Genomic DNA, 24,690 nt, shown 5'->3' with positions numbered 1-24,690 from the left:
CGTTGCCCTGCGGGCGCATTGGGTCCATCATCCAATTCAGAGGAAAAAATCCCATGCTTACAACACGTCTCGCCGTGATTGCCACTTTGGCGGCCACTCAGGTCGCTGCCGATACCGATGCCATGTATTATCAGAGCGGTCTGACCTACGGCGTTCGCCCCGGCTATCTCGTGTCAAAAATGAAAGACGGCCCGCTCAAGGATGAGATGATGGCCTGCCTGTCACAGACGCCTGAGACGACGAAATTCTCCATTGGCCACCGTGGCGCGCCGCTGATGTTCCCGGAACATACCGCCGAGTCGAACCGTGCCGCCGCCGCAATGGGCGCCGGTGTTCTCGAATGTGACGTGACCTTTACCTCCGACAAGGAACTGGTTTGCCGTCACGCTCAGAATGACCTGCACACCACCACCAACATCCTGACCACGGATCTGGCGGACAAGTGCACGACACCGTTCTCGCCCGCCGCCGATGGCGCAGATGCCGCCGCAGAGTGCCGCACCTCCGACCTGACGCTGGCCGAATTCCAGACGCTCGCACCGAAAATGGACAGCGCAAACCGCGCCGCCACCACAGCCGAAGAGTTCCAGGGCGGAAACGCCGAATGGCGCACCACGCTGTTCAATCAGGACGCGACGCTGCTGACCCACGCCGAATCCATTCAACTGTTCGACAGCCTCGGCGCCGATTTCACGCCGGAGCTGAAGGCGCCTTCGGTCGAGATGCCCTTCGACGGCTTCACCTACGCCGATTATGCCGACAAGATGATCCAGGAATACCGCGACGCAGGCATCGACCCCGCGCGCGTCTGGCCTCAGTCCTTTGACATCGAGATCGTAAAGCACTGGGTCGACACCGCCGGTGAGTATGGCGAACAGGCTGTCTATCTGATGGACCAGTATGAGGGTGAAACCTTCTCGGCGATGGATGAAGCCAACTGGCCCAACACCATGGACGAGCTCAAGGACATGGGCATCAACTACATCGCGCCCCCGCTGTTCATGCTGGTGACGGTCGAAGACGGTGAACTGGTGCCCTCCACCCTCGCCAAGAAGGCGAAGGAAGCCGACCTCGGCATCATCACCTGGTCGCTGGAACGTTCCGGCCCGCTCGCAAATGGTGGTGGTTGGTATTTCTCGGGCCTGGACTCGGTGATCGATACGGACGGCGACTACTTCACGCTTCTGGATGCGCTGGCACAGAAAGTTGGCGTGCAGGGCGTTTTCGCCGACTGGCCCGCCACGGTGACCTATTACGCGAACTGCAAAGGGCTGTAAGCTCCATCGACAGACGCGCCCCTTCGAATGAGGGGCGCGTTTTGCCGCCGCAGAATGCGGCTCTGTTAAGAGATCATCACGTTTTCGGGAACTGCTTCGCAGGTTTGACGTTTGATCCCTATGCGACACATATTTGATCATACATTTCATCCGACCCTGCCACTCTGGACCGGTCATTACGATGTCACAACGCCGTGCGCCGACACCCCTGTTTGTGACGTCCGCGCTGCGGCGATGGCCCGCTGATGCAGGGTGACAGCATGAAGAAGACCTTTCGCCTGGCGGCTCTGCTGCTGGGCTTTCTCTTTGCCATCTCCCCCCCTGCCAATGCGCAGGAAACGCCGTGGTTCGAAGTCGAGACCCTCAACAGCGGCCTTGGCGCAGTGCCGGACGTCATTGGTCGCGCCACACCACGCGCGACGATGGAGGCCCTGCTGCGGTACGACGAGCGCCGTGGCGAGCCGGGCACACAAGACCAGATCAAGGACACCGCGCCCGCGCACCTGCTGAACCTCAATGCCATCCCCCCCGAAGAGCAGGCAGAGACCGGCACAATGCTCGCGCGTCAGTTGATGACCGTGATGCAGCGGCGCGCCGTATTGAATTGGGGCCAGATCATCGACCGGCCTGATGCAATGGATGCGCGTGAAACCTCGAATGCCGCCACCGCCGGGATGAAGCGTCGGTCCCTGCTGGTCTGGGAAATCGAGCTGGACGGCATCCCCGCAGCCATCCGGCTTGATCGAATCAAGGCCGACGGCGAAGATCCTGTCTGGGTCATTTCGCGCCACACCGTGCAGAAAATCCCCGCGCTGTACGATGCCTATGGACCGTCGCGCTTTGAAAAATGGCTGCCGGATCAGCTGCGCAACACGGCCTTCTGGGGGCTGATGTGGTGGGAGGTCATCGGCCTGCCGGTCCTGCTTTTGCTTGCCGGCCTTGTTGGTTGGGGCACCTCCAAACTGCTGACACGCGTCGGGCGCCACGCCACGCACCGCATCACCTCCGCCGCGTTCCGCGCCGCGCGGCTGCCCATGATCATCGCCGCCATTGCTTTGCTGGTCTCCATTGGGACACAGACGGTTTTTGTATTCTCGGGACGCCTGAGCTCCGTGATATCGCCCATGATCGCTGCAGGCTTTGTCACGGCCATTCTGATGCTGATCGTCAATGTGATCGAGGTTGTTCTCGACCAGATCACCGGGTTCGAAGAAATGGACCTGACCCGCAAACAATTCGACGAAACCCGCAGCCAGGCCACGCGTATTGCCGCCGTTCGGCGCATCCTGGTGCTGGTGGTCTTCCTCGTCGGCTTTGGTATCGTGCTGTCGTCGGCCAACCTGTTCCGCACCTACGGGTTTTCGCTGCTCGCATCGGCCGGGGCCCTGACCTTGATCGTCGGCTTTGCGGCGCGCACGATCTTGTCAAACATCCTGTCATCCATGCAGATCGCGCTGAACCAGTCTGCACGTATCGGCGATCGAGTCGTCTTCAAAGGCTCGCTGTGCCATGTGGAACGCATCAACTTCACGTTTGTGCAACTGCGCGTGTGGACGGGAATCCGTCTTGTGGTGCCGGTGAATGAATTCGTCTCGGAAACCTTCGAAAACTGGACTTTGAAAGAGCCGGAGATGCAGCGGGTTATTTCGTTCAAACTTGTCCCGACCGTCGATATCGAAGAGCTCCGCAGCTGTTTCGAAGAGGTCATGGATGATCTTGACCCGGACCAGTTGGATGACCGTGAAAAGGCACAGGTCCGCATTTCCGGGCAGGATGTGTTTGGCGTTGAAGTTTTGTTCATTCTCCCCTGCAAGGACCCGAACACGTCGTGGGATTTGACCTGCATCGCGCGGGAAAAATTGGTGAAATGTATGAACCAGATGGCCAAGACCAAGGGCATGCCGGTTTTCCCGGAAACCAACATTGTCGAGGCCGCGTGAGGCGCGCAAGCGATTTCGCTTGCTTTATCTAAATGCAAGCAATAAAGCTTGCCTATGAGTTATGTCGTTCTGACCGGTGACGTGATTGCCTCCACCGCGCTGAGGATCCCCGACCTCGATGCCACTTTGGCAGAGGTCGGCGGCGTCGTCGACAATCTGGCCGATTGGGGTGTCACAGCGCGATTTGCACGTCGCGGCGGCGACGGCTGGCAGATCGCGATGGACACGCCCCGCTATGACCTGCGGGTCGCCCTGTGGATCGCGGCGAGGTTGCGGCGGCTGGACAAAACCCGCGCCACCCGCATCGCCATTGCGCGGGACACCGGCCCGCTCACCGACACAGCCGACCTGAATGCTGCCCATGGCGCAGGCTACACAGCCTCCGGGCGCCTGCTGGACGCATTGGACGGCGGCGCGCGCATGGCGCACGCGTCGGGCGGCGCGATGCACTCGACGGTGGTGCTGGCCGATCACCTCGCGCTTGGCTGGACCCAAGCGCAGGCCCGCGCTGTCACACTGATGCTCCCACCGGACGCTGGCCCACGGGCCAGCGCAGCGGATCAGTTGGGCATCTCGCGTCAAGCGGTCGATCAGGCCCTGCACGCCGCGGGCTACCCCGCTCTCGACGCGGCGCTCACAGCATGGGAGGCTGCGGAATGATCCTGACACAACCCATGTTGAACGTCTTCGCAGCGCTTCTTTTGGCGCATATGCTTGGCGATTTCCTGTTCCAACCCGCATGGATGGCCGCCCGAAAGCGCAATGTTTTCATCCTCCTGCTGCATGTTGCGATTCACGGTGTTCTGACCACATTGGTGCTGGGTGGCACATGGCAGCTGGCGCTTTTGGTGATGCTGGCGCATCTCGTCATTGACGCCGCCAAAAGCTACGCCTTGCCTGCGCCGGCGCGCAACGGTTTCCAGGCCTTTCTGGTTGATCAGGCGCTGCACATCGGGACGTTGGGATGGATCGCATTCCGCTATCCCGGCGCGTTGAATGATGCCGTCGCCGCACAGGCGATCTGGCTGTTGCCCGTTGCGCTGATCCTCTCCGGAGCCATCGCGGCCGTGCTGGCGGGCGGCTACGCCGTGGGGATGCTGACCAGTCGCTTCTCCGAGCATCTACCTCGCGGCGGCCTGCCAGAGGCCGGGCGGCTTATTGGTCAACTTGAACGCGCGCTGATCTTCTTGCTGATACTGGTCGATCAGCCCGCCGCCATCGGTTTTCTCATCACCGCCAAGTCGATCCTGCGCTTCAAGGAAGCCACCGATGACCAGAAAACCGCCGAATATGTCATCGTTGGCACGTTGGCCTCTTTCCTGTGGGCGATGGGATGCGGCTATACCACGTCAGCCCTCCTTGAGATTTCGGCAGGGATCCCTTAGGTTAGGAACGTAATCAAAGAGGCATCTCATGTTCGCCATTCCCGGCCAATCCCCCGTGACCATCACCGCCTCGGCGGTGAAACAGATCCGCAAGCTCATGGAGCGTGACGCCCGCTTCGGCCTGAAGATCGGCCTGAAAAAGGGCGGCTGCGCAGGCATGGAGTACACCATGGACTACGTCGACGCGCCCGAGGCGAACGACGAAGTTGTGGAAAAGGATGGCGCGCGCGTGCTCATCGCGCCCATGGCGCAGATGTTCTTGTTCGGCACAGAGATCGACTACGAGACCGCGCTGCTGGAATCCGGCTTCAAGTTCCGCAACCCGAACGTCACGGACGCTTGCGGCTGCGGTGAGTCGATCAAGTTCAAGGACATTGATGAGCTGGCCGCCGAACGCGGCGCGCAAAGCTGATCCTGTGGCGATCTCGGCAGAAGAGATCGCCTATGCCACGGACCTGTTTTCCGATCTTGGTGATCTGACGACGCGCCGCATGATGGGCGGTCTGTGTCTCTATCATCGCGGAACGATCTTCGCGCTGGTCCACTCCGATTACGGAATCATGATCAAGGGTGTGGGAGCCTTCATCCCAGTTTTAGAAGGCATGGGGTGCACCCGCTGGACCTACCCGCGCAAAGACGGCAAATCTGCGGCGATGCCCTATTGGACCTTGCCGCCCGACTGCGAGGACGATCCCGAAGCGGCCTGCGATCTGGCGCGCGCGGCGCTACAGCACCTTTAGCCCAGCTCCAACGAGGCCACGGCGTAGAAACCTTTGGGCGCTTCAGGGCTTTCCGGACCACGATACATGCGCGCGGTTTCGAAGCCCGGTTCCAGACCGATCTGCCGACAAATTTCAGTCATCCCAGTGGCGCTTTGCGGCACGTCCAGAACGATCTGTTCCGCCGCATGAGCCTTGGCCCAAACCACGGCCTGCGCGATCAGCCTCCGAGCCTGATCCGAATTTTGCGCCACAAGCGGCCCTATCTTCACGCCGACCTGACATAATCTGACCGTTACAATGCCCGACGTGCCATCTACGAAGGTGGCGCGCGTCTGGCATTGCTGGAACCAGGCGTTTAGGAATTTTGGCTTCGCCCATCCGGACGCCGCGTTTTCCAAGGCAACCATCCCATCCAAATCCTGAGGCAACGCCAACGGCAAATCTGGCGGGGTCGGCAGACCACGCGGCACACCCTGCCAGCGGACCGTTTGACCCGCAGGCTCGAATCCGGACGATCGGTAGTTTTTCTGCTGTGCAGGGACACCATCCAAGCCAACCGTCCGGGATCCGGCATGGGCCAAGGCGTAGGTCCACAGCGCAAGTCCGATGCCGCGCCCCCGATACTCTGGCAAACACAGGTACAATCCCAAAAAAGCAAAGTCTGTAGAATGGTTGACGACAGAGATGGCAGCCACCGGTGCACCGTCTTCCTCTGCCACAAAGACCCCGCCGGGATCAGCGGCAAGAAAGGCATTTGCATCCTCTACACCGGGGTTCCAACCTTCAGCGGCGGCCCAGCCCAGAACAACTGGCATTTCCTCGGGGCGTATCACGCGGCACAGCGTCATGGGCGCAGCGCCTCACGCAGAGAAACGCCCGTCCATGCCTGATCGCGCAGATCGAGTTGTGACAACAGGTCGAGGAGATGGCCCTTCATCAGCTCCTCGGCCCCTGCCCCGTCGTGCGCGCTCAATGCCTCCAACAGCGCATGGTGCGCATGACTTTCACACATGGCGTTGCGACGGCGCCAATAGAGCGCAATTACCAGGGAAGAGCGTGAGACCAACTGTCGAATGAAACCTTCCACCGTTGCCTGATCGGCGATGCGGGCGATTTCGACATGGAAATGACCGGACAGGTTCAGCGCCCGCCCGTGTTGACCCGCGTCCAGAGCGGCGTGCTCGTCTGCGATGTGGGCGCGCAGAAGAGCCATGTCCTCCTTTGTTGTGCGCTCAGCGGCGGCGCGCGCCATGCGAGGCTCCAGCAAGGCGCGCGCCTCGAACACTTCGCGGGCCTCCTTGACCGACGGACGCGCCACGAACGCGCCGCGATTGCGCTCAATGCTCACCAGACCGTCATGGGCCAGCGACCGCAGCGCCTGCCGTACAACCGTGCGTCCGACGCCATAGATGTCGCCCACCTCGTCCTCGGACAGTTTCATGCCGGGCAGAACGCGGTGTTCGTGAATCGCCTCCGTCAGACTGATGGCCAGAGTATCGGGCGAGGCAGGGTGGGAACGCGTGTCGGACATAGGCGCGAAAGAGGCTCCAATATTACCCGTGATTCCTTGCCAGATGCCAATCAGGACGACAACACCAACGGATATCGTGCACGGCGCCTGGCCATATTGTGCACAATCACCGCCTTTATTTTGCACAATTCAAGACAGCGGTGACTTCGATTTAAGCAATTGCCCGGCACACCCATCACAAAGCCGCATGTTTCAGTTCACCCAAGGAACCCCCGCTCGTCATGGTGACGTCAGTTTCTCTGGGGGCCACATGCGATCCGATCTTGATCTTGAACTTGTCAGTCTGACCAAGCGCTACGGCGACACCACGGCTGTGGATGCCATCAACCATCTGTTTCATGCGGGAACCTATGCCTGTCTTCTGGGACCGTCCGGGTGTGGGAAATCCTCGACCTTGAGGATGCTCGCCGGGCATGAAACCGTCAGTGACGGCAATGTACTGCTGGGCGGTCGCGACATCGGTCGCCTGCCCCCGGCAAAGCGTGGCACCGCCATGATGTTCCAGAGCTACGCGCTCTTTCCACATTTGAACGTGACGGAGAACGTCGGCTTTTCACTGAAGATGAAAGGCACCGACCCGGACAAGCGCCGCAAAGCCGCGATGGAGATGTTGGAACTGGTCGACATGACCCATCTTGCCGACCGGCTGCCCGACCAATTGTCCGGCGGTCAGCAACAGCGTGTCGCCTTGGCCCGCGCCCTGATCACCCGTCCGCAAGTGCTGTTGCTGGACGAGCCGCTGTCGGCGCTCGACCCGTTCCTGCGGGTTCGGATGCGTTCCGAGCTGCGCAAGCTGCAAAAAGAGCTGGGCATCTCCTTCATTCACGTCACCCACGGCCAGGACGAAGCACTGGCCCTCGCCGACGAGATCGTGGTGATGAACAACGCCGTGATCGAACAGGCGGGCCCGACCCGAGACGTGTTCGACCGGCCTGCCACCGCCTTTGTTGCGCAGTTTCTGGGCAGTCATAACGTGATCTCCCTCGCGGAGGGCAAAGTGGCGGTACGTTCTGACGAATTGCGGCTGGCCACACCGGGGGCCGCCAAGCTCGAAGGCCGGATCATCACCGTCGAATATCAGGGCACCCATGTGGCGCTGACGGCGAAGGTCGCCGGTGACCAGGAGGTCACCGCCCTGCTGACAGACAAGGATTTCTTTGGGGCACCAAAGGATGTGGGCGAGGCCGTTGGCCTCGACTGGGACGGCACAGCCGCGCACCCGCTGCGCGCCTGAGCCGCATTAAAAAACCAAAAAGACCGACAGGGACCTAAGGGAGACACCCATGACAACGATTTCGAAAGTCCGCTATTCGCGGCGCGCTCTGCTGAAAACCGGCGGTGCCGCTCTGGCTGCAGCCGCCTTGCCCGCACCGATGGTCTGGGGCCAGGAGATCAAGAACATCACGCTGCGCCAGTTCGGTACAGGCGTATCCAACCTCAACGATGTGGCCAACAAGGTGAAGGAAGACCTTGGCATCACGCTGGAGATGACCGCGTTGGATTCGGACAGCGTCACGCAGCGCGCCGCGACGCAACCGGACAGCTTTGACATCGCGGACATCGAATACTGGATCTGCAAGAAGGTCTGGCCGACCGGCAACCTGCAGGCAATGGATGTGTCGAAGATCGCCAATTACGACAAGATCGTCGGCATCTTCAAATCCGGCAAGCTGACAGAGGACAGCGTAATTGCCCAAGGCACTGCGCCGCATACCGTAGGCTTCATCCCAGAGCCTGGCGCCCGGACCTTTGCCGACGAGCAGACCAACTGGATGACGCTGATCCCGACGATCTACAACGCCGACACGCTGGGCATCCGCCCCGACCTGATCGGCCGCCCGATCGAGACATGGGCAGAGCTTTTGAACCCCGAGTTCAAGGGCAAGGCCTCGATCCTCGACATCTCGTCGATCGGCATCATGGACATGGCAATGGTCTGCGAGGCCATGGGCGAAATCCAGTACGGCGACAAGGGCAACATGACCCGCGAGGAGATCGACAAGACCTTCGCGATCTTCACCGAGGCCAAGCAGAACGGCCAGTTCCGCGCCTTCTGGAAGACCTTCGACGAGAGCGTCAACCTGATGGCATCTGGAGAAGTGGTAATTCAGTCAATGTGGTCGCCCGCGATCACGGCCGTGAAATCCCGCGGCATCGACTGCGTCTACCAGCCGCTGAAAGAAGGCTATCGCTCTTGGGGCGGCGGCATCGGTCTGTCGCAATCTCTGTCCGGCATGGAACTGGACGCAGCCTACGAATACATCAACTGGTACCTCTCCGGCTGGGTCGGCGGCTACCTGATGCGTCAGGGTTACTACTCGGCTGTGCCTGAAACCTCGAAAGAGTTCATGTCCGAGAATGAGTGGGGCTACTGGTTCGAGGGCAAGCCGGCCACGGGCGAGATCACGTCTCCGACCGGGGATGTGCTGGCGCAGGCAGGCGACGTTCGCGATGGCGGCTCCTTCGAGGAACGCATGGGCCAGGTGGCGTGCTGGAACGCTGTCATGGACGAAAACCAGTACATGGTCCGCAAATGGAACGAGTTCATCGCTTCATAAGCGTTTACCCAAGGCGACAAGACGGGGGGCCTTCGGCCCCCTGCACCCCCGAGAGATTTTTGAAGCAAAGAAGCAGGGGCGCCGATGAGGTGGCCCACACGTCGCGCACCTTGCGGGCGGCGATGAACAGGGAGCGACAGAGTGTCTGAGCTTTTCAAGAACCGGCATGTGACGGGATGGCTGATGGCGTCGCCCTTGGTTCTGGTGCTGTCGGTATTTCTGGTGATGCCGATCATCATGATCGCGATCGTGAGCTTCTGGGGGGCGACCGAATGGTCGATCTACCCGGCCTTCCAGTTCGACAACTACGCGTTTCTCTTTGGGTCGGATGTGACCTATCGGGTGTTTTTCAATACTTTCAAATATGCGTTTATCACCTGGGTCTTCTGCCTCGGGATCGGGTTTACCGCCGCCTATTTCCTGGCCTTCCACGTGCGCTCGCTGACCTGGCAGGTCGCGCTGTTTCTGCTGTGTACGATCCCGTTCTGGACGTCGAACATCATCCGGATGATTTCGTGGATTCCGTTTCTGGGGCGCAATGGCCTGGCCAATTCCACGCTGATGTCATGGGGCGTGATCGACGAGCCTCTTGAGTGGCTTTTGTTCAGTGATTTCAGCGTGATCCTCGCCTTTGTCCATCTCTACACACTGTTCATGGTCGTGCCTATTTTCAACACGATGATGCGCATCGACCGTTCATTGATCGAGGCTGCCGCCGACAACGGCGCGTCCGGATGGCAGACCCTGTGGCATGTGATCGTGCCTTTGACCAAGCCCGGCATCATGATCGGCACCATCTTCGTGGTCACCCTCGTGATGGGCGACTTCATCACCGTTCGTTTCATGTCCGGATCGCAATCCGCAAATGTCGGGCGTCTGATTTCCAACGACATTTCGCTGCTGCAGTATCCGTCCGCCTCGGCCACAGCCGTCGTGCTTTTGGTAACCGTGCTGCTGGTGATCGGCATCCTGCTGCGCTTCGTCGACATTCGCAAAGAACTCTAGGAGAGCCTTTTGGAACCGCGTCCCCGCTCCTTTTACATCCTTGCAGCCTTCTTTGCGCTGTTTCTCCTGTTCCTTTACGGGCCGACGCTCACCATTGCGGTGTTGTCGTTCCAGGGCCCGGAAGGCGGCCTGACCTTTCCCATGCGCGGCGTGTCGCTGCACTGGTTTCGCGATCTGTTCCAGGAGCAGGCCGTCGGCGACATCTGGGGAGCCTTCCGGCGCTCTTTGGTGCTGGGCTTGATGGTCATGGTGACCACCGTGGTGGTCTCCGTGCTTGGCGGTCTTGCCTTTCGCAAGCGGTTCCAGGGCTCCGCGATCCTGTTCTACCTGATCATCACGGCCTTGGTGATCCCCTCAATCCTTGTGTCGCTTGGCGTTGGGCTCATCTTTTCACAAGGCGGGCTGAAGGTGCATTGGGCAACCTCCGGTTTTGGCTCTCAGCTGACGTGGACGCTGCCCTTTGGCTTGCTGATCATGTTCGCCGTGTTCAACCGCTTTGATCGGTCTTACGAGGAAGCCGCCCGCGATCTTGGGGCGTCCCCCTGGCAAACCATCCGCCACGTGGTGCTGCCGATCATCGCCCCCTCCCTGATCGGGGTGGCTCTGTTCGGCTTCACGCTCAGCTATGATGAATTTGCGCGGACATTGCTGACGGCAGGCAGCTACAACACCCTGCCGTTGGAGATCTTCGGCATGACCACAAACGTCACGACGCCGGTGATCTTTGCGCTGGGCACACTGACGACGCTGTTTTCCTTTGCCATCATCGGGGTGTTCTTGGTGATGGCCTGGATCATCGGACGGCGGCGCAAACGGGCCGGCTCCGACGCAGGCAAAGGGATGATCTGAGCCATGTCCGTCCTGATCATCAATCCAAACAGCACAGAGGCGATGACACAGTCCATGCTCGCGGCGGCGCGCGCCGCGACACCGGACCTGATGTTTGACGCCATGACATCGCACGACGGCCCTCCCGCGATCCAAGGGCGCGAGGATGGTGCCCTGGCGGAGGGGCCGTTGTTGCGCCTGATCGACACGGTAACGGCAGAGGGGATCATCGTCGGTTGCTTTGACGACACGGCGCTGGCGGAGGCGGCCAAACGCGCGCCCTGCCCCGTGATCGGTCTGGGGCAGGCTGCATTCTTCGACTGCGCGCTGCGGCACCGCAGGTTCAGCGTGGTCACCACGCTGTCTGTTTCCGTGCCGGTGATCGAGGCGAACATCGTGGGATACGGGCTGAGCGGCCACCTTGGTCGCGTGCGCGCCTCCGACGTGCCCGTGCTGGAGCTGGAGCGCGACCCGCAAGCCGCCTGTGCGCCTATTCTGGCGCAGGCACGGCGCGCCTTGGAGGAAGATCAGGTAGACGCAATCGTGCTGGGCTGCGCCGGCATGGTCAAGGTCATCGCCGCCATGCGTGCAGAGCTTCCCTGCCCCGTCATCGATCCGGTTGAAAGCGCCGCGCGCGCGATGCTGTGGATGACGCGCTGAGGGCTGCGCCACATGAGGACCACCCAGCGGCCAACGGCAACGCCATTGCCAACCCTCAGGTCGATTGCAGGTGCCGGTAGGTTTCCTTGAACCGCTTCTGAAGATGGTCACCGGCGCGGATCACCTGCCCGGAACCCATAGGCGCGACGTTGGTGTCGTGGTTCGGGTTGAAGAACAGGGGCACTGAAATCCGTTCGTCCGTCGAACCGCGCACACGGTGCAGCGTTGCCTTCACCCGCCCGCCGGTCCACATCTCCAGCATCTCGCCAAAGTTGATGACGAACTCCCCCGGTGCCGCCTGAAGCGCGTGCCATTCATCATCCCGTCCCAGGACTTCAAGCCCCGGCACGCCATCGCTGCCCAGCAACGTCAGGCAGCCGTAGTCCGTGTGCGCCGCGATGCCGAAATCCTTGTCCCCCGCCCAATCGGGTCGCGGCGGGTAATAGTTGCCGCGCAGCAAGGCCATGGGGCGGTCGAACTTGTCGTCAAAGTAATGCCGGTCCTCGCCAATCCCTTCGGCGATGCCACGCAGCAAATCCATGGCCACAGCGCTGGCATCGCGGTAATAGGCCTCGATCACGGCGCGAAACCCTTCTGGCTCTGAGGGCCACAGGTTGGATGCATAGACTGACAGACCCGTCTCAGGGGCCTCGAACCCGCTGTCGAACACCTGTTTGTAGTCCGGGTTGGCATCAGGATCGACCTGCTCCGACTGCGGTGCACCCCACCCCCGGTTGGCCCCGGTCACGGCCATGTCGACAACGCGCTTTTGTTTCTCCGGCAGGTCAAAGAACGCACGGTAGGCCGCCAACACAAGCCGCATGCGTGCGGGCCGGATCGCCGTGTTGCGCACCTTCAGAAACCCGATGTCGAAGGCCGCATCCCGCAACGCGTCCAGGGTTTGCGGGTCGCGGGTGGCGATCTTTGCGGCGTCCAGACTGGGTATCATTGGCTTGGCCCCTTTCAAATGACGCGGGTGCCATGCCACGCGCCCCGCTGTTAAGCAAGGACCCTTGACCTTTGCGCGTGCAGCGTGACACTTCGCGAAAGTGACAGGAGGGCTATCGAATGCGCACCAAACTCGCCGCAGGCAACTGGAAAATGAATGGCACACGCGCCGCGTTGGAGGAATTGTCGGCCATGGCTACGGCCGCAGACAAAGGCACGGCAGAGGTTCTGATATGCCCGCCCGCCACACTCATCGCCAGCGCCGTGGAACAGGCGGGCCCGATTGCGCTGGGCGGCCAGGACTGCCACGACCAGCCCAAGGGCGCACATACCGGCGATCTGTCGGCAAAGATGCTCGCGGACGCGGGCGCGACCTACGTGATCCTCGGCCACTCCGAGCGCCGCACCGACCACGAGGAAACCGACGCCTTGATCCGCAACAAGTGCCGCGCCGCGTGGTCCGCCGGGCTCAAAGCCGTGGTCTGCGTCGGCGAAACGCTCGACGAGTTTGAAGCCTCCAACACGCTCGACATCATCGGCGGCCAGCTCGCGTCATCCATTCCCGACGAGGCGACCGGCCACAATCTTGTGGTGGCCTACGAACCCGTCTGGGCGATCGGCACAGGCAAGGTTCCGACGGTTCAACAGATCGGCGAAGTTCATGATTTCATCCGCTCGCGCCTGGAACGGCGCTTTGGCGCGGGTGTGGGCCGCTCGGTGCGGCTGCTCTATGGTGGCTCGGTGAAGGCTGCAAATGCCGAAGAGATCTTTCTCACCTCCAACGTGGATGGCGCGCTGGTGGGCGGCGCCTCTTTGAAGGCCGAGGATTTCGTGCCCATCATTGATGCGCTGAACAAAAGCGCTCAGTAAAATTTCCCGCCGGGCGCCCGCATAGGGCCGCCCGGCGACACTTGTTTCTGAAGGGGCAGACCTTCGTTTCGCTCATTGGTTTTGGAAACGCCGAATTTCGTGCACGAAATTCCTTCAATGAGACGGCACAGACCGGCAATTTCCCTCCTTGCGAGGGCTGCCAACTATTTCGGCCAAAGTCCGGTTTACCCGAATACGCCGATTTCCCCCCGCATGTTATCCGATAACCAGCCCGTGCTATCGTTTTCCGGCAGGACTTGCGGGCATTCTTTCGCGTGAGGCGCCTCTCTGCCGGGCGCCTGATCTCAGGCTATGGCCTGTGTTTTTCAAAAGAGGAAATTTCCATGTCTGCCAAATCCCTAACCGCCCTCGTCGCCGCCACTGCCATGGTCGCGTCCCTGTCCATGCCCACCCCTGCTGCCGCGCTGAACCAAAAGGAGCGCAATGTCGTCGGCGGTGTCGTCCTCGGTGTACTCGGCACCCTCGCCGTGCAGGAAGCGAAACGGCCCAAGGAAAAGCGTTACTACGTCTGCAACAGCCCCTACCGCACGTATCGCAACGGCCAGCTTGTCACCGTCTGCCGCTGAGACCGGCACACGTCGCATGGGCAGCCGCGCCAGCGTCCCGACCAAATGACAAAGGCCACCGAAAGCATCCGCTTCGGTGGCCTTTTTCTTACGCTGATCGGGGGATCAGTTTGCGCCGAAACCATTCGCCTCGCAGAAAGCGCGCTCCAGCGGTTCCGATGGCAGCATCGCGCCTTCGCAACGGATCTGCGGTCCCATGACCTCGTTCGGCATCCAGGTCGAGATGATCGGAATATAGGTCACCATGATCAGGAAGACGAAGAGCACGCCCAGGAACGGCAGCGCAGCTTTCACCACACGCATCATCGGCATCCCCGCCACGCCTGAGGTGACGAAGAGGTTCAGACCCACTGGCGGCGTGATCATCCCGATTTCCATGTTCACCACCATGATGATGCCCAGATGGATCGGATCAATGCCCAGCTGCAACGCGATCGGGAACACAAGCGGTGCGACGATGACCAACAGGCCCGACGGTTCCATGAACTGACCGCCGATCAGCAGGATGACGTTCACGATCACAAGGAACATGACCGGCCCAAACCCCGCGTCCAGCATGGCCCCGGCGATCTGCTGCGGGATCTGCTCATCGGTCAGCACGTGCTTCAGGATCAGCGCGTTGGCAATGATGAACATCAGCGTGACCGTCAGCTTGCCCGCGTCCAGCAAGGTGTTACGCGTGTCGCGGTGGAAAAAGGCCGTCACCAGCGCGATGGGTTTTTCCCACAGGGCCTTGTGATGTCCATCCTCGGCCCGCAGTGGCCCCATGTCACGATAGATGAAGTTCGCAACCACGAAGGCGTAGACAGCTGCAACCGCTGCGGCCTCTGTCGGCGTGAACACACCGCCGTAGATGCCACCAAGGATGATCACGATCAGCAGCAGGCCCCAGACCGCATCCGCGCCGGAGGACCAAACCTCGTCCCAGCCCTTCCATTCGCCGCGCGGCAGGTTGCGCACTCTGGCGATGATGTAGATCGTCGCCATCAACATGCTGCCCGCCATCAGGCCCGGGATCACACCGGCCAGGAACATGCGGCCAACCGAAACGTCCGTTGCGGAGGCATAGACCACCATCACGATGGACGGTGGGATCAGAATGCCAAGCGTACCCGCGTTGGCGATGACCCCGGCAGCGAAATCCTTGGAATAACCAACCTGACGCATCCCGGCGATGACGATGGATCCGATGGCCACAACGGTCGCGGGCGACGACCCGGACAGCGCCGCGAACATCATGCAGGCGAATACGCCCGCGATGGCCAGACCACCCGGCAAATGCCCGACGATGGCGATGGAAAAGCGGATGATCCGCTGCGCCACGCCGCCCGTCGACATGAATGACGAGGCAAGGATAAAGAACGGGATCGCCAGCAGCGTGTAGTGCCCTGCCATCGCCTGAAAGAAGCTCTGCGCGACGGAACTCAGCGAGGTGTCCGACAAGAACAGCAAGAACACGATGGACGAAAAGCCGAGCGACACCGCAATCGGCACGCCGATCAGCATCAGGCCGATCACCATGGTAAAGAGAAGTACGACATCCATGGGATCAGTCCTTGTTCATATGTGCGACGTCTTCGACGGCGTCTTCGGCTTCGTGAGAAACAATCAGGCTGTGGGAGTCACCGCGCACGATGCGGACGGTCGCCTGAATGAACCGGAACAGCAAAAGCAGGCAGCCGAACGGCAAGATGAAATACGGAATAAAGCGCGGGATCTTCTCGTAGGCTTCGCCTTCGTTGATCCAGGGTTCGATGAACCGCAGCCACTCCGGCATCGGAATGTCGATCACCTCATACCAGCTGCGGTAGGAGGTGCGGGTCATGTCCTCGAACCCGGTGGGGAACCAGCGCCCCGTGGTCTGCGGCAGGTTGGCGAAGTTGGCCCAGTAATCCCACGCCCCTTTCAACATCAACAAAGCGTAGGCGATGCAGATGCCAGCGGCGATCAGCGCCAGAACTCGGCGACCCGCCGGTGGCACGATGTTCACAACCGCATCGACCCCAAGGTTCGCCGTCGTCTTGACCGCGTAGCTGACGCCAAACACCACCAGCCATGCAAACAGCAGCGACGTGGCCTCCAACCCCCAGATCAGCCCGGTGTTGAAACCATATCGCAGCACGACGTTGATGAAGGTGATGAGGGTCATCGCGCCCAAGATCAGCGCAATCGCGGATTTCTCCAATTCATCTATGACGTAGCCAAAGCCACTGTCCGGCCTTTCGTGATCACCTGACATCCTTCATCCCCTTCGTTGTTTGATGCCCGGCCAGAGGCGCCTGCCCCCAGCCGGTGAATAATTACTGTCCAGACGCAATCTCTGCGTTGATGCGTTTGGCGGCTTCGATCTTTTCGGCGCCGATGTCGTCCTCGAACTGCTTCCAGACCGGCAGCATCACATCGACCCAGGCCTGGCGCTGCTCCGGCGTCAGCTCACGGACCGTGCCACCGGCATCGATGATTGCCTGACGAGCTTCCTGGTTGACCGCCTCGGACGCGCCGTTGCGGGCCTCGGTCACCTCGCGCAGGATCTGGCTGAACTGGTCGCGGATGGCCGGATCGAGTGCGTCCCACCAATCCACGGACGTCACCACCATGTAATCCAGCAACAGGTGGTTGGTCTCCGTGATGCCGTCCTGCACCTCAAAGAACTTCTGCCCGTAGATGTTCGACCACGTGTTCTGCTGGCCATCCACCACGCCGGTCTGAAGCGCGCCATATACCTCGGAGAATGCCATCGGTTGCGGCGATGCGCCAAGCGCTTCCATCTGGGCGATGATCACATCGGCGGCCTGTACGCGCATCTTCAATCCGGCCACATCACCGGGATTGACCAGCGGCACATCGGCCGAGATCTGCTTCATTCCGTTGTGCCAGAACTCCAGCCCCAAAAGGCCACGGCGCACCATGCCCTCTTTCATCTCCTGGCCGGTTTCGCTTTGCTGGAAGGCGTTGACCGCCTCCATGTTGCTGAACAGAAACGGCAGATCAAAGATGCGGAATTGCTTGGTAAACTGTTCGAATTTCGACAGCGACGGCGCGGCAAGATGGACGTCGCCATTCAGCATCGCCTCCAGCACCTGGTCGTCGTTGTACAGCGTGGAGTTCGGAAAGACCTCCATGCAGGCGGCGCCGTTCATTTCCTCGTTTACACGGGACTGCAACAGGCTGACCGCAATCCCCTTGGGGTGGCGGTCGGTGTTCACGACGTGTGAAAACTTGATCGTCACCTCGCCCTCGTCACACCCGGTGATACCTTCGGCCTGGGCCACGCCAGCGCATGCGAACAGGCTCGCGGCCACGGCTGCGGCGGCGGAAAACGTCGTCTTCATAATGGGGTCCTCCATTTTCTCCCTTGGGACTTCTCAGTCCGGTGAAGAAGGTTCCGCATATGCACAGCGCAGCGCAAGGTATTGTCAGATACCGAGAATATCATCCCGCCGACTGAAACAGCCGGCGGGAGAGTCTAGTTCAACGATTACATGGACTCGTTGATTTTCTGAGCGGCGTCGATGTTGTCCTGACCCACGTCCTCGACGAATTCTTCCCACACGGGCTTCATCGCGTCGACCCAGACAGCACGCTGCTCTGCGGTCAGCTCGCGCACTTCGCCACCGGCATCGATCACGGCCTGCTTGGCTTCCTGGTTCACTTTCGCGGACTCGGCATTCCGGGTGGTGGACACTTCTTCGATGATCGTCGCAAGCTGGTCGCGCACATCAGCGTCGAGGCCTTCCCACCAGTCGATGTTGGTCACCAGCATGTAGTCGAGCACGCCGTGGTTGGTCTCGGTGGTGCCGTCCTGCACCTCAAAGAACTTCTGGCCGTAGATGTTGGACCATGTGTTCTCCTGGCCGTCGACAACGCCGGTTTGCAGCGCGCCGTACACTTCGGAGAATGCCATCGGCTGCGGGGACCCGCCCATCGCCGCCATCTGCGCCTTCAGCACGTCAGAGTTCTGGACGCGGAACTTCAGGCCTTCGGCGTCGGAGGGAGAGATCAGCGGCTTGTTGGCCGACATCTGCTTCATGCCGTTGTGCCAGAATGCAAGACCGAGCAGACCACGACGGGACATGGTTTCCTTCATCGCTTCGCCGGTCTCTGACGCTTGGAACGCGTCCACGGCGTCGATGTTCTTGAACATGAACGGCAGGTCGAAGATGCGGAACTTCTTGGTGAACTGCTCGAACTTGGACAGCGACGGCGCGGCCAGTTGCACGTCGCCTTGCAGCATCGCTTCGAGCACCTGGTCGTCATTGTAAAGCGTGGAGTTCGGGAAGACCTCCATGCAGGCGGTGCCGTCCATCTCTTCGTTTACGCGCTCTTCGAGCAATGAGGCAGCAATGCCCTTGGGGTGACGGTCGGTGTTGGTGACGTGGCTGAACTTGATAACCATTTCGCCTTCGTCGCAGGCGGCCATTGCGCCAGTTGCGCCGGTCACGCTCAGGGCGGCCACGGCTGCGGTCATGAGAAACTTGTTCATTGGTATCCTCCCAAGAATACAAAATTGTGTTTCCCACTGCCCCTCCTCAGGGCAGCGAATGCCGTTAAAAGAGCCACGAGCGATTCACAGCGCAAGACTGCTGGAACAAAAACTTGGGATGGATGAATTTTGCGCCTGATAACATGATGATAGCAAAAGCCATGCGCCTTGAACATGCCTGCCTTGCATTTCAGGCGTGCGGGATTCCGCACAGCCGGATTTGGCCTTTGTGCGAGTTTCCGCACAGATTCAAGGTTTGATTCGTCACATTTCGGTCAACGGGGGTTGAAAGCCAGCATCGCCCCCACCCGTCAGTCTCGCTTGAACGCCTCGGGTTTCAGCCCGTATTTCGCAAGTTTGTCGTACATGGTCTTGCGCGGAAGCTTCAGCGCCTTCGCGGCCTCTGACGCACGTCCATTGTGCCGCCCGAGCGAGGCCGCGAGCAAGGACCGCTCCACCTGCGCCATCTGCTCTGCCAGACCCAGATCCTTTGCCTGCGACAGCTCATCCGGCATCCCAAGGACAAATCGCATGGCCGCAGACATGAGAGACCGCGCATTTCCCGGCCATTCCTGCGCCATCAACCCGGCCTCGTGTTCCGGCGTAATTCTCGGCGCCTCGATCCCGGCCTGCTCCGCCGCCTGAGCGACGTAATGACCGAACAGAACCGGAATGTCCTCGGGGCGTTCTGCAAGTGACGGGATACGCGCCTGGCAAACTTCCAATCGGTAGTAAATATCCGCGGACAACCGCCCCTCATCCACGGCACGGCGCAGATCCTGTGTGGTGCCCGCGATCAGGCGCGCGCCGCCACGCTCCAGCGCGTCAGACAACGCAACTTGCGTGTCCTCCGGTAGTTGGCCGAGCTCATCAAGGAACAATGCCCCGCCCTGCGCCGCCTCCCATGCGATGTCCAGTCCGGCTCGGTCCAGCCCGGCGGCGGCGCGCTTCACGAACGGACCCTTCGACAACAGCGACGACAGGTGAATGACTTCCGCGACCTTGGACACGCCACTGCCCGGCGCGCCCAGCACCAGCGCCTCTGTCCCCGCGCGCCCCGCCACGCGAACCTGCGCCCGCAGCGTTTCGACCTGTGGCGAGCGCCCAAAGATCATCCGCGCCGCCGGATCGGATGCTTCCAGCTGCGCCTTCATCCGGCGATTTTCCAGAACCATGCCGCGCACCGTCAGGGCACGCTCGACAACTGCGGTCAATTCCTTGGGAGAACAAGGTTTTTCCAGGAACCCAAAGGCCCCGCGCGACATGGCGCGCACCGCCATGGGGATATCTCCCTCCCCCGTGAGCAAGATAACGGGCAAATCGGGGTCAGCCTCGCGCGCATAATCCAGCAGGTGAAACCCATCGCGCCCCGGCATCCGAATATCAGAGACGATAACCCCGGCGAAATCCGATGCGATGCGGTCCTTGGCTTCGACAAAGGACCCGGCAGTGACCGGAGAAAAATCGTGCAGTTCCAGCGTCTGACCCAAGGCCTCGCGCACCGCTGCATCGTCATCCACCAAAAGCACCTGCCTGATCATCGCGCCACACCTTCCACGAAAAGACCCGGATGCCATGGCACCCGGGTCCAGATCTGGCTCAACTGCGCGCCGGGTTCAACCGGTACGACGTTCACCCCATGCGGTCAGAGCTGTAGGAGCCGGGTGATGCCGGGAAAACCACGGTCTTGTCACCGTTGAGGAACACGCGCCGCCGCGCGTGGGCATGCACGGCCCGCGCCAGCACCTGCGCTTCGACATCGCGGCCCAGCGACACGTAATCGCTTGCCGATTGCGCATGGGTGACGCGCACCGTGTCCTGCTCGATGATCGGGCCTTCGTCGAGGTCGGCGGTCACATAGTGCGAGGTCGCCCCGATCAGTTTCACACCACGCTCGTAAGCTTGCTTGTAAGGATTCGCGCCTTTGAAGGACGGCAGGAACGAGTGGTGGATGTTGATGATCCGACCGGACATTTTCTGGCACATGGTGTCGCTGAGGATCTGCATGTAGCGCGCCAGCACGATCAGGTCGGCCTCGGCATCCTCGACCACCTGCAGGATACGCGCCTCGGCCTCCGCCTTGTTTTGCTTGGTCACGGGAATGCAATGGAACGGAATATCCGCATTCACCACGACCTTTTGATAATCCATGTGGTTGGAAATCACGGCCACGATTTCGATCGGCAGCGCGCCGATGCGTGTGCGGTACAGCAGATCGTTCAGGCAGTGGCCAAAACGGCTCACCATCACCACGACCTTCATCTTCGCCGTCTCGTCATGGAAAGCATAGTCCATGGAGAACTCGCCGCCCACGTCTTCCATATCGGTGGTAAGCTGGTCCAGCGTTGCTCCGGTCTCGGAGTTGAAGCTGACGCGCATAAAGAACTGGCCCGTGCCGAGGTCGTCATACTGCGCGCTGTCGGTTATGTTGCAGCCATGATTGGCCAGAAAAGCGGACACCGCAGCGACGATGCCACGGGTCGAGGGACAGGCTACGGTCAGGGCGTAACGGGTCATGGGAGGGTCTCCGGTCAGGGGCGCGCGGGCGCGCAACGGTCATTGAATGATGCGGTAGCAGCGAGACAGAGCCTTGAATATGCCGCCGTCCTCCCGGTTGGCCGTCTTTTCAACTTTGTTCGCAACAATCGCTTACTGGCTGCATACCATCGGAAACCTGCGCGTCCCTCGCGGCGCAAAACGACTTCCTCAGCACGGAATCCGACCGCGACAAGATTCCTTTCGCCGAGCAGCACACCATACCCCGGCTGACAGGGGCGCGCGGCGGCGTGTTGACTGCTGCGCTTGCCCATTGGCTCAGTCGGCCTCACCCGCCGCCCACGGCTCCAGTTCCACCGCGAATTCCGCGCCGCCCTCCACATTCGCGCCCCGGATCTTGCCGCCAAAGCTCTGCACCAGACCATAGGAAATCGACAGACCCAGCCCCATGCCATCGCCCACCTCCTTGGTGGAATAAAATGGCTCAAAGACCTTTTCCGGATCAGCGATGCCTGGCCCGCTGTCACGCACCTGCACCACCAAACGCTCCCCGGTTTCCACGCGGAGGGTCAGATGCTTCACGGGCTGACCCGCCATGGCATCGGCGGCGTTGTTGATGAGATTTACAAACACCTGCCCCAGCCGCACTTCGCCCGCGCGCACGTGAATATCCTCCGCCGGTGGTTGCCAGTCCAGCGTCACCCCATCCGCAACCAGACGCGCTTCGGTCAGATCGACCGCCTGCGCAATCACCGCCAGCAAATCGACGCGCGTCATCGGCTCGCTTTCGCCTTGGGCAAAGGCGCGCAGGTTCTTGATGATCCGTGCCGCGCGCGCTGCAAGGTCCGCAATGCGTGACAGGTTCTCGCCCGCACGCTCCGGTTTGCCCCGGTTCAGAAAGGCCTCGCCGTTTTCAGCGAATTGGCGGATTGCCATCAATGGCTGGTTCAATTCGTGACTGATGCCCGCTGACATCTGACCCAAGGCAGACAGCTTGCCCGCCTGCACCAGATCCGCCTGCGCCCGACGCAACGCGTCTTCGGCATCTTCGCGTTCCACCACCTCGCGGCGCAGGGCAGCGTTAACCCCTTCCAGCTCCCGCGTGCGCGCCCGGACACGGCCCTCCAGCTGCGTATTGGCCAGCGCCAGTGCCCGCCGCCGTGCGCCAAGCGTCCAGAGCACCGCGCCAAACCCGAGGCACAGCGCCGCAACAACAACAGCCTGTAACGCCGCGATCTGCCGCGCCGGCCTGACGTCGATCAGCGCCTCGCCCATCATGCCGATCACCGGCAGGTTCTGTGTCAGATGCAGCGCACGAGGCGGCACGTAATCGCTCCAACTCTGGTGCCAGATCTCGTAGCCCGCCACCATGCGCGTCTCCAACCCCTGGGGCACCCCTTGCCCGTTCACGGGTTTCACGCCGTCCAGTTTCCAGAACATCATTTCCGAGCGATTGGTCACGATCACGCGGCCCGCTGCGGTGGTGAAAAAGACCGATGGCCGCGACCCGCGCCATGCGCCTTCGATGCCTTCCAAATCCACGACCATGACCAGCACACCGCGCACCCGCCCATCCGGACCAAACGCAGGCGCCGCATGGGAATAGATGCGCGCGCCGCTCTGCGGATCCAGTCCGTAGCCCGCCCCCAGCGCCCCGCGCGTCGCGCGCGCAAACCATGGCTGCGCCGTCAGCGAACCCGGCACCTGTGGCTCGGAGGACGCCAGAACCTGCCCCTCCACATCGGCATAAAACGCAAGGATCGCGCCTGTCCGGTCTGCGCCGTTCAGCAAAACACGCTCCGCCTGCGCGACATCACCGCCTGAATGAAGCGCCTCCAGGACGGGATGATCCGACAGCAAGACAGCCGTGGCACGATATCGCAGCAATCCCGTCACCAGACGGTCAGAGGCCAGCGCCAGATCAGCCCGACCGCGCGCCGCCACCTGTCCTATGGCCTGCGCGTAGCCGTATCCAAAGACCACCCACGACAGCAGCGCAACGGCCAGCAAAAATGCAAGCACGGCCAAAGCCCTGCCCCTCAACACGGGTCCCGTGCCTGTGTCCCCCTGCAACATCGCATCTTTCATGGTGGCCAACCTATCAACCCCTTGCCAGCGAAGCCAAGCCTGTGTCACCTCGCGCCATGTTGCGTCTTTCCCAATCCCCCACCGATCCCGCCTTTGTCCAGGACCCGTATCCGTTCTACGACCGCCTTCGAGCGGGCGGAGACATGGCCTTTTGGACAGAATACGACATGCCCTGTGCCGTATCGCACCGTGCAGTATCATCGCTGCTGCGCGACCGCCGCTTTGGCCGGGAAATCCCGCCGGAGCTGGCACAGTCGATTCCCGACCACCTCGCCCCCTTTTACAGCATCGAGTCGCATTCCATGCTGGAGCTGGAGCCGCCGCGCCACACCCGCTTGCGGGGCTTGGTCACGCGGGCCTTTACCTCGCGCCGGGTCGCGGCGCTGGAGCCGGACATCACCCGCCGGACCCATGCATTGATCGACGCCCTGCCCAAAGACACTGCCGATCTTATCCCGATGCTCTGCCAACCGCTGCCGGTCGAGGTCATCTGCACTCTGCTCGGTGTGCCCGACAGCCATGCGCGCGACCTGCTGCGCTGGTCAAATGCCATGGTCGCCATTTACCAGGCCCGCCGCGACCGCGCGGTCGAAGACGCCGCAAGCGCCGCCGCCGCCGAGTTCACGGCCTTCCTCACCGACCTGATCGCCCATCGCCGCCAACGCCCCACCGACGACCTGCTGACGCATCTCATCGCCGCCGAAGAAGCAGGCGATCGTCTTTCGACCGAGGAACTGATCGCGACGGTCGTCCTGCTGCTGAACGCCGGCCACGAAGCAACGGTGCACACCCTGGGCAACGGCCTTGCCCGATTGCTGGCAGATGGGCATCGCGTGTCCCCGGAAAATGCCGTGCAAACGGTCGAAGAAATCCTGCGCCATGATCCACCGCTGCACATGTTCACGCGCTACGCCTATGAGGACGTGACCGTCTTCGGTCACAGCTTCAAACGCGGCGATCAGGTTGCCCTTCTGCTTGGCGCGGCGAACCGGGATCCCGACGTCTGGCCCGATCCTCATCGGTTTGATCCCACCCGGACCGCGCAGCAAAACACCAGTTTCGGGGCGGGTCTGCACTTCTGCGTCGGCGCGCCTCTGGCTCGGCTCGAGCTGACCACCGCGCTCCCCATCCTGTTTGATCGCCTGCCGGACCTACGCCTGGCCAAAGCGCCAAGCTACGCCAATCTATACCACTTCCACGGCCTTGAGGCGCTGCATGTGACCTACTAGAGCCGACGCCGAAACCACCCCTTCGCGGCTTCTTCGCTGCAAAAACACTCCCGCCGGAGGCAGCTGGCGCGCGCAGCCGCGCC

At 61.4% G+C, this 24,690-nt stretch carries 24 protein-coding genes; 14 read left to right on the top strand and 10 right to left on the bottom strand.

Annotation, left to right across the window (positions count from 1 at the left end):
• Positions 1 to 53 precede the first annotated feature (53 nt).
• From GGQ68_RS07040 to GGQ68_RS07015, 6 genes are all read left to right on the top strand, one after another.
• On the top strand, positions 54 to 1,277 hold the full coding sequence (locus GGQ68_RS07040) for a glycerophosphodiester phosphodiesterase family protein (protein WP_183964387.1): 1,224 nt from the start codon (positions 54 to 56) through the stop codon (positions 1,275 to 1,277).
• Between the two features lie 260 nt (positions 1,278 to 1,537).
• Positions 1,538 to 3,217, top strand: a complete 1,680-nt coding sequence (locus GGQ68_RS07035; RefSeq protein WP_183964385.1) for a mechanosensitive ion channel family protein — start codon at positions 1,538 to 1,540, stop codon at positions 3,215 to 3,217.
• 54 nt (positions 3,218 to 3,271) lie between these two features.
• Positions 3,272 to 3,877 (top strand): CofD/YvcK family protein, encoded by a 606-nt coding sequence (locus GGQ68_RS07030; RefSeq protein WP_183964383.1) that lies wholly within the window; start codon positions 3,272 to 3,274, stop codon positions 3,875 to 3,877.
• Positions 3,874 to 4,602 carry a DUF3307 domain-containing protein gene (locus GGQ68_RS07025; protein ID WP_183964381.1) on the top strand — a complete coding sequence of 243 codons (729 nt, stop codon included), beginning with the start codon at positions 3,874 to 3,876 and terminating at the stop codon, positions 4,600 to 4,602. The genes GGQ68_RS07030 and GGQ68_RS07025 overlap by 4 nt, the downstream gene beginning before the upstream one ends.
• A gap of 28 nt (positions 4,603 to 4,630) precedes the next feature.
• Complete coding sequence (locus GGQ68_RS07020) at positions 4,631 to 5,014, top strand: HesB/IscA family protein (protein ID WP_183964380.1); 384 nt, start codon at positions 4,631 to 4,633, stop codon at positions 5,012 to 5,014.
• Positions 4,980 to 5,342, top strand: coding sequence for a TfoX/Sxy family protein (locus GGQ68_RS07015; RefSeq protein WP_221235542.1), 363 nt, complete (start codon positions 4,980 to 4,982; stop codon positions 5,340 to 5,342). The genes GGQ68_RS07020 and GGQ68_RS07015 overlap by 35 nt, the downstream gene beginning before the upstream one ends.
• On the opposite strand, the gene GGQ68_RS07010 is transcribed toward GGQ68_RS07015, so the two are convergent.
• The gene (locus tag GGQ68_RS07010; protein ID WP_183964378.1) at positions 5,339 to 6,172 is read right to left on the bottom strand and encodes a GNAT family N-acetyltransferase; all 834 of its coding nucleotides are present in this window, start codon (positions 6,170 to 6,172) and stop codon (positions 5,339 to 5,341) included. The two genes, GGQ68_RS07015 and GGQ68_RS07010, sit on opposite strands and share 4 nt — an antisense overlap.
• On the bottom strand, positions 6,169 to 6,855 hold the full coding sequence (locus GGQ68_RS07005) for a GntR family transcriptional regulator (RefSeq protein ID WP_183964376.1): 687 nt from the start codon (positions 6,853 to 6,855) through the stop codon (positions 6,169 to 6,171). The genes GGQ68_RS07010 and GGQ68_RS07005 overlap by 4 nt, the downstream gene beginning before the upstream one ends.
• A 250-nt stretch (positions 6,856 to 7,105) precedes the next feature.
• On the opposite strand from GGQ68_RS07005, the gene GGQ68_RS07000 reads away from it, so the two are divergent.
• The 5 genes from GGQ68_RS07000 to GGQ68_RS06980 all read left to right on the top strand — a co-directional run bounded on the left by GGQ68_RS07000 (position 7,106) and on the right by GGQ68_RS06980 (position 11,906).
• Positions 7,106 to 8,089 (top strand): ABC transporter ATP-binding protein, encoded by a 984-nt coding sequence (locus GGQ68_RS07000; RefSeq protein ID WP_183964374.1) that lies wholly within the window; start codon positions 7,106 to 7,108, stop codon positions 8,087 to 8,089.
• A 58-nt stretch (positions 8,090 to 8,147) separates the two neighbouring features.
• Positions 8,148 to 9,413: an extracellular solute-binding protein gene (locus tag GGQ68_RS06995; RefSeq protein WP_183964946.1), complete on the top strand. Its 1,266-nt coding sequence runs from the start codon at positions 8,148 to 8,150 to the stop codon at positions 9,411 to 9,413.
• Positions 9,414 to 9,596: 183 nt separating this feature from the next.
• Positions 9,597 to 10,418 carry an ABC transporter permease gene (locus GGQ68_RS06990; RefSeq protein ID WP_221235549.1) on the top strand — a complete coding sequence of 274 codons (822 nt, stop codon included), beginning with the start codon at positions 9,597 to 9,599 and terminating at the stop codon, positions 10,416 to 10,418.
• Between the two features lie 9 nt (positions 10,419 to 10,427).
• A complete protein-coding gene (locus GGQ68_RS06985) occupies positions 10,428 to 11,267 on the top strand; it encodes an ABC transporter permease (RefSeq protein WP_183964370.1) in 840 nt (279 codons plus the stop codon).
• 3 nt (positions 11,268 to 11,270) lie between these two features.
• Positions 11,271 to 11,906 (top strand): aspartate/glutamate racemase family protein, encoded by a 636-nt coding sequence (locus GGQ68_RS06980; RefSeq protein ID WP_183964368.1) that lies wholly within the window; start codon positions 11,271 to 11,273, stop codon positions 11,904 to 11,906.
• Positions 11,907 to 11,961: 55 nt separating this feature from the next.
• Here the strand turns inward: GGQ68_RS06980 and GGQ68_RS06975 are convergent, their stop codons facing one another.
• A complete protein-coding gene (locus tag GGQ68_RS06975; protein WP_183964366.1) occupies positions 11,962 to 12,855 on the bottom strand; it encodes an isopenicillin N synthase family dioxygenase in 894 nt (297 codons plus the stop codon).
• Positions 12,856 to 12,974: 119 nt separating this feature from the next.
• On the opposite strand from GGQ68_RS06975, the gene tpiA reads away from it, so the two are divergent.
• Entirely contained in the window at positions 12,975 to 13,724 is a 750-nt protein-coding gene (gene tpiA / locus GGQ68_RS06970) for a triose-phosphate isomerase (RefSeq protein WP_183964364.1), read from the top strand.
• Positions 13,725 to 14,068: 344 nt separating this feature from the next.
• A complete protein-coding gene (locus tag GGQ68_RS06965) occupies positions 14,069 to 14,311 on the top strand; it encodes a hypothetical protein (RefSeq protein WP_183964362.1) in 243 nt (80 codons plus the stop codon).
• A 105-nt stretch (positions 14,312 to 14,416) separates the two neighbouring features.
• On the opposite strand, the gene GGQ68_RS06960 is transcribed toward GGQ68_RS06965, so the two are convergent.
• The 7 genes from GGQ68_RS06960 to GGQ68_RS06930 all read right to left on the bottom strand — a co-directional run bounded on the left by GGQ68_RS06960 (position 14,417) and on the right by GGQ68_RS06930 (position 23,378).
• Positions 14,417 to 15,856 (bottom strand): TRAP transporter large permease, encoded by a 1,440-nt coding sequence (locus GGQ68_RS06960; RefSeq protein WP_183964360.1) that lies wholly within the window; start codon positions 15,854 to 15,856, stop codon positions 14,417 to 14,419.
• A gap of 4 nt (positions 15,857 to 15,860) precedes the next feature.
• Entirely contained in the window at positions 15,861 to 16,550 is a 690-nt protein-coding gene (locus GGQ68_RS06955; protein ID WP_183964358.1) for a TRAP transporter small permease, read from the bottom strand.
• 61 nt (positions 16,551 to 16,611) lie between these two features.
• The gene (locus GGQ68_RS06950; protein WP_183964944.1) at positions 16,612 to 17,643 is read right to left on the bottom strand and encodes a DctP family TRAP transporter solute-binding subunit; all 1,032 of its coding nucleotides are present in this window, start codon (positions 17,641 to 17,643) and stop codon (positions 16,612 to 16,614) included.
• 146 nt (positions 17,644 to 17,789) lie between these two features.
• Entirely contained in the window at positions 17,790 to 18,794 is a 1,005-nt protein-coding gene (locus GGQ68_RS06945; RefSeq protein WP_183964355.1) for a DctP family TRAP transporter solute-binding subunit, read from the bottom strand.
• A 311-nt stretch (positions 18,795 to 19,105) separates the two neighbouring features.
• Positions 19,106 to 20,335, bottom strand: a complete 1,230-nt coding sequence (locus GGQ68_RS06940; protein WP_183964353.1) for a sigma-54-dependent transcriptional regulator — start codon at positions 20,333 to 20,335, stop codon at positions 19,106 to 19,108.
• Between the two features lie 91 nt (positions 20,336 to 20,426).
• Complete coding sequence (gene purU / locus GGQ68_RS06935; protein WP_183964351.1) at positions 20,427 to 21,311, bottom strand: formyltetrahydrofolate deformylase; 885 nt, start codon at positions 21,309 to 21,311, stop codon at positions 20,427 to 20,429.
• 297 nt (positions 21,312 to 21,608) lie between these two features.
• Positions 21,609 to 23,378 carry an ATP-binding protein gene (locus tag GGQ68_RS06930; protein WP_246429292.1) on the bottom strand — a complete coding sequence of 590 codons (1,770 nt, stop codon included), beginning with the start codon at positions 23,376 to 23,378 and terminating at the stop codon, positions 21,609 to 21,611.
• A 56-nt stretch (positions 23,379 to 23,434) separates the two neighbouring features.
• Here GGQ68_RS06930 and GGQ68_RS06925 point away from each other — a divergent pair, with 56 nt between their 5' ends.
• Positions 23,435 to 24,607 (top strand): cytochrome P450, encoded by a 1,173-nt coding sequence (locus tag GGQ68_RS06925; RefSeq protein WP_183964349.1) that lies wholly within the window; start codon positions 23,435 to 23,437, stop codon positions 24,605 to 24,607.
• Positions 24,608 to 24,690 lie beyond the last annotated feature (83 nt).

It is taken from the genome of Sagittula marina, from assembly GCF_014196795.1.
GTDB classification, from domain to species: Bacteria; Pseudomonadota; Alphaproteobacteria; order Rhodobacterales; family Rhodobacteraceae; genus Sagittula; species Sagittula marina.
The sequence above is the reverse complement of the archived record's forward strand: the minus strand, read 5'-3'. Positions and strand labels throughout refer to the sequence as shown.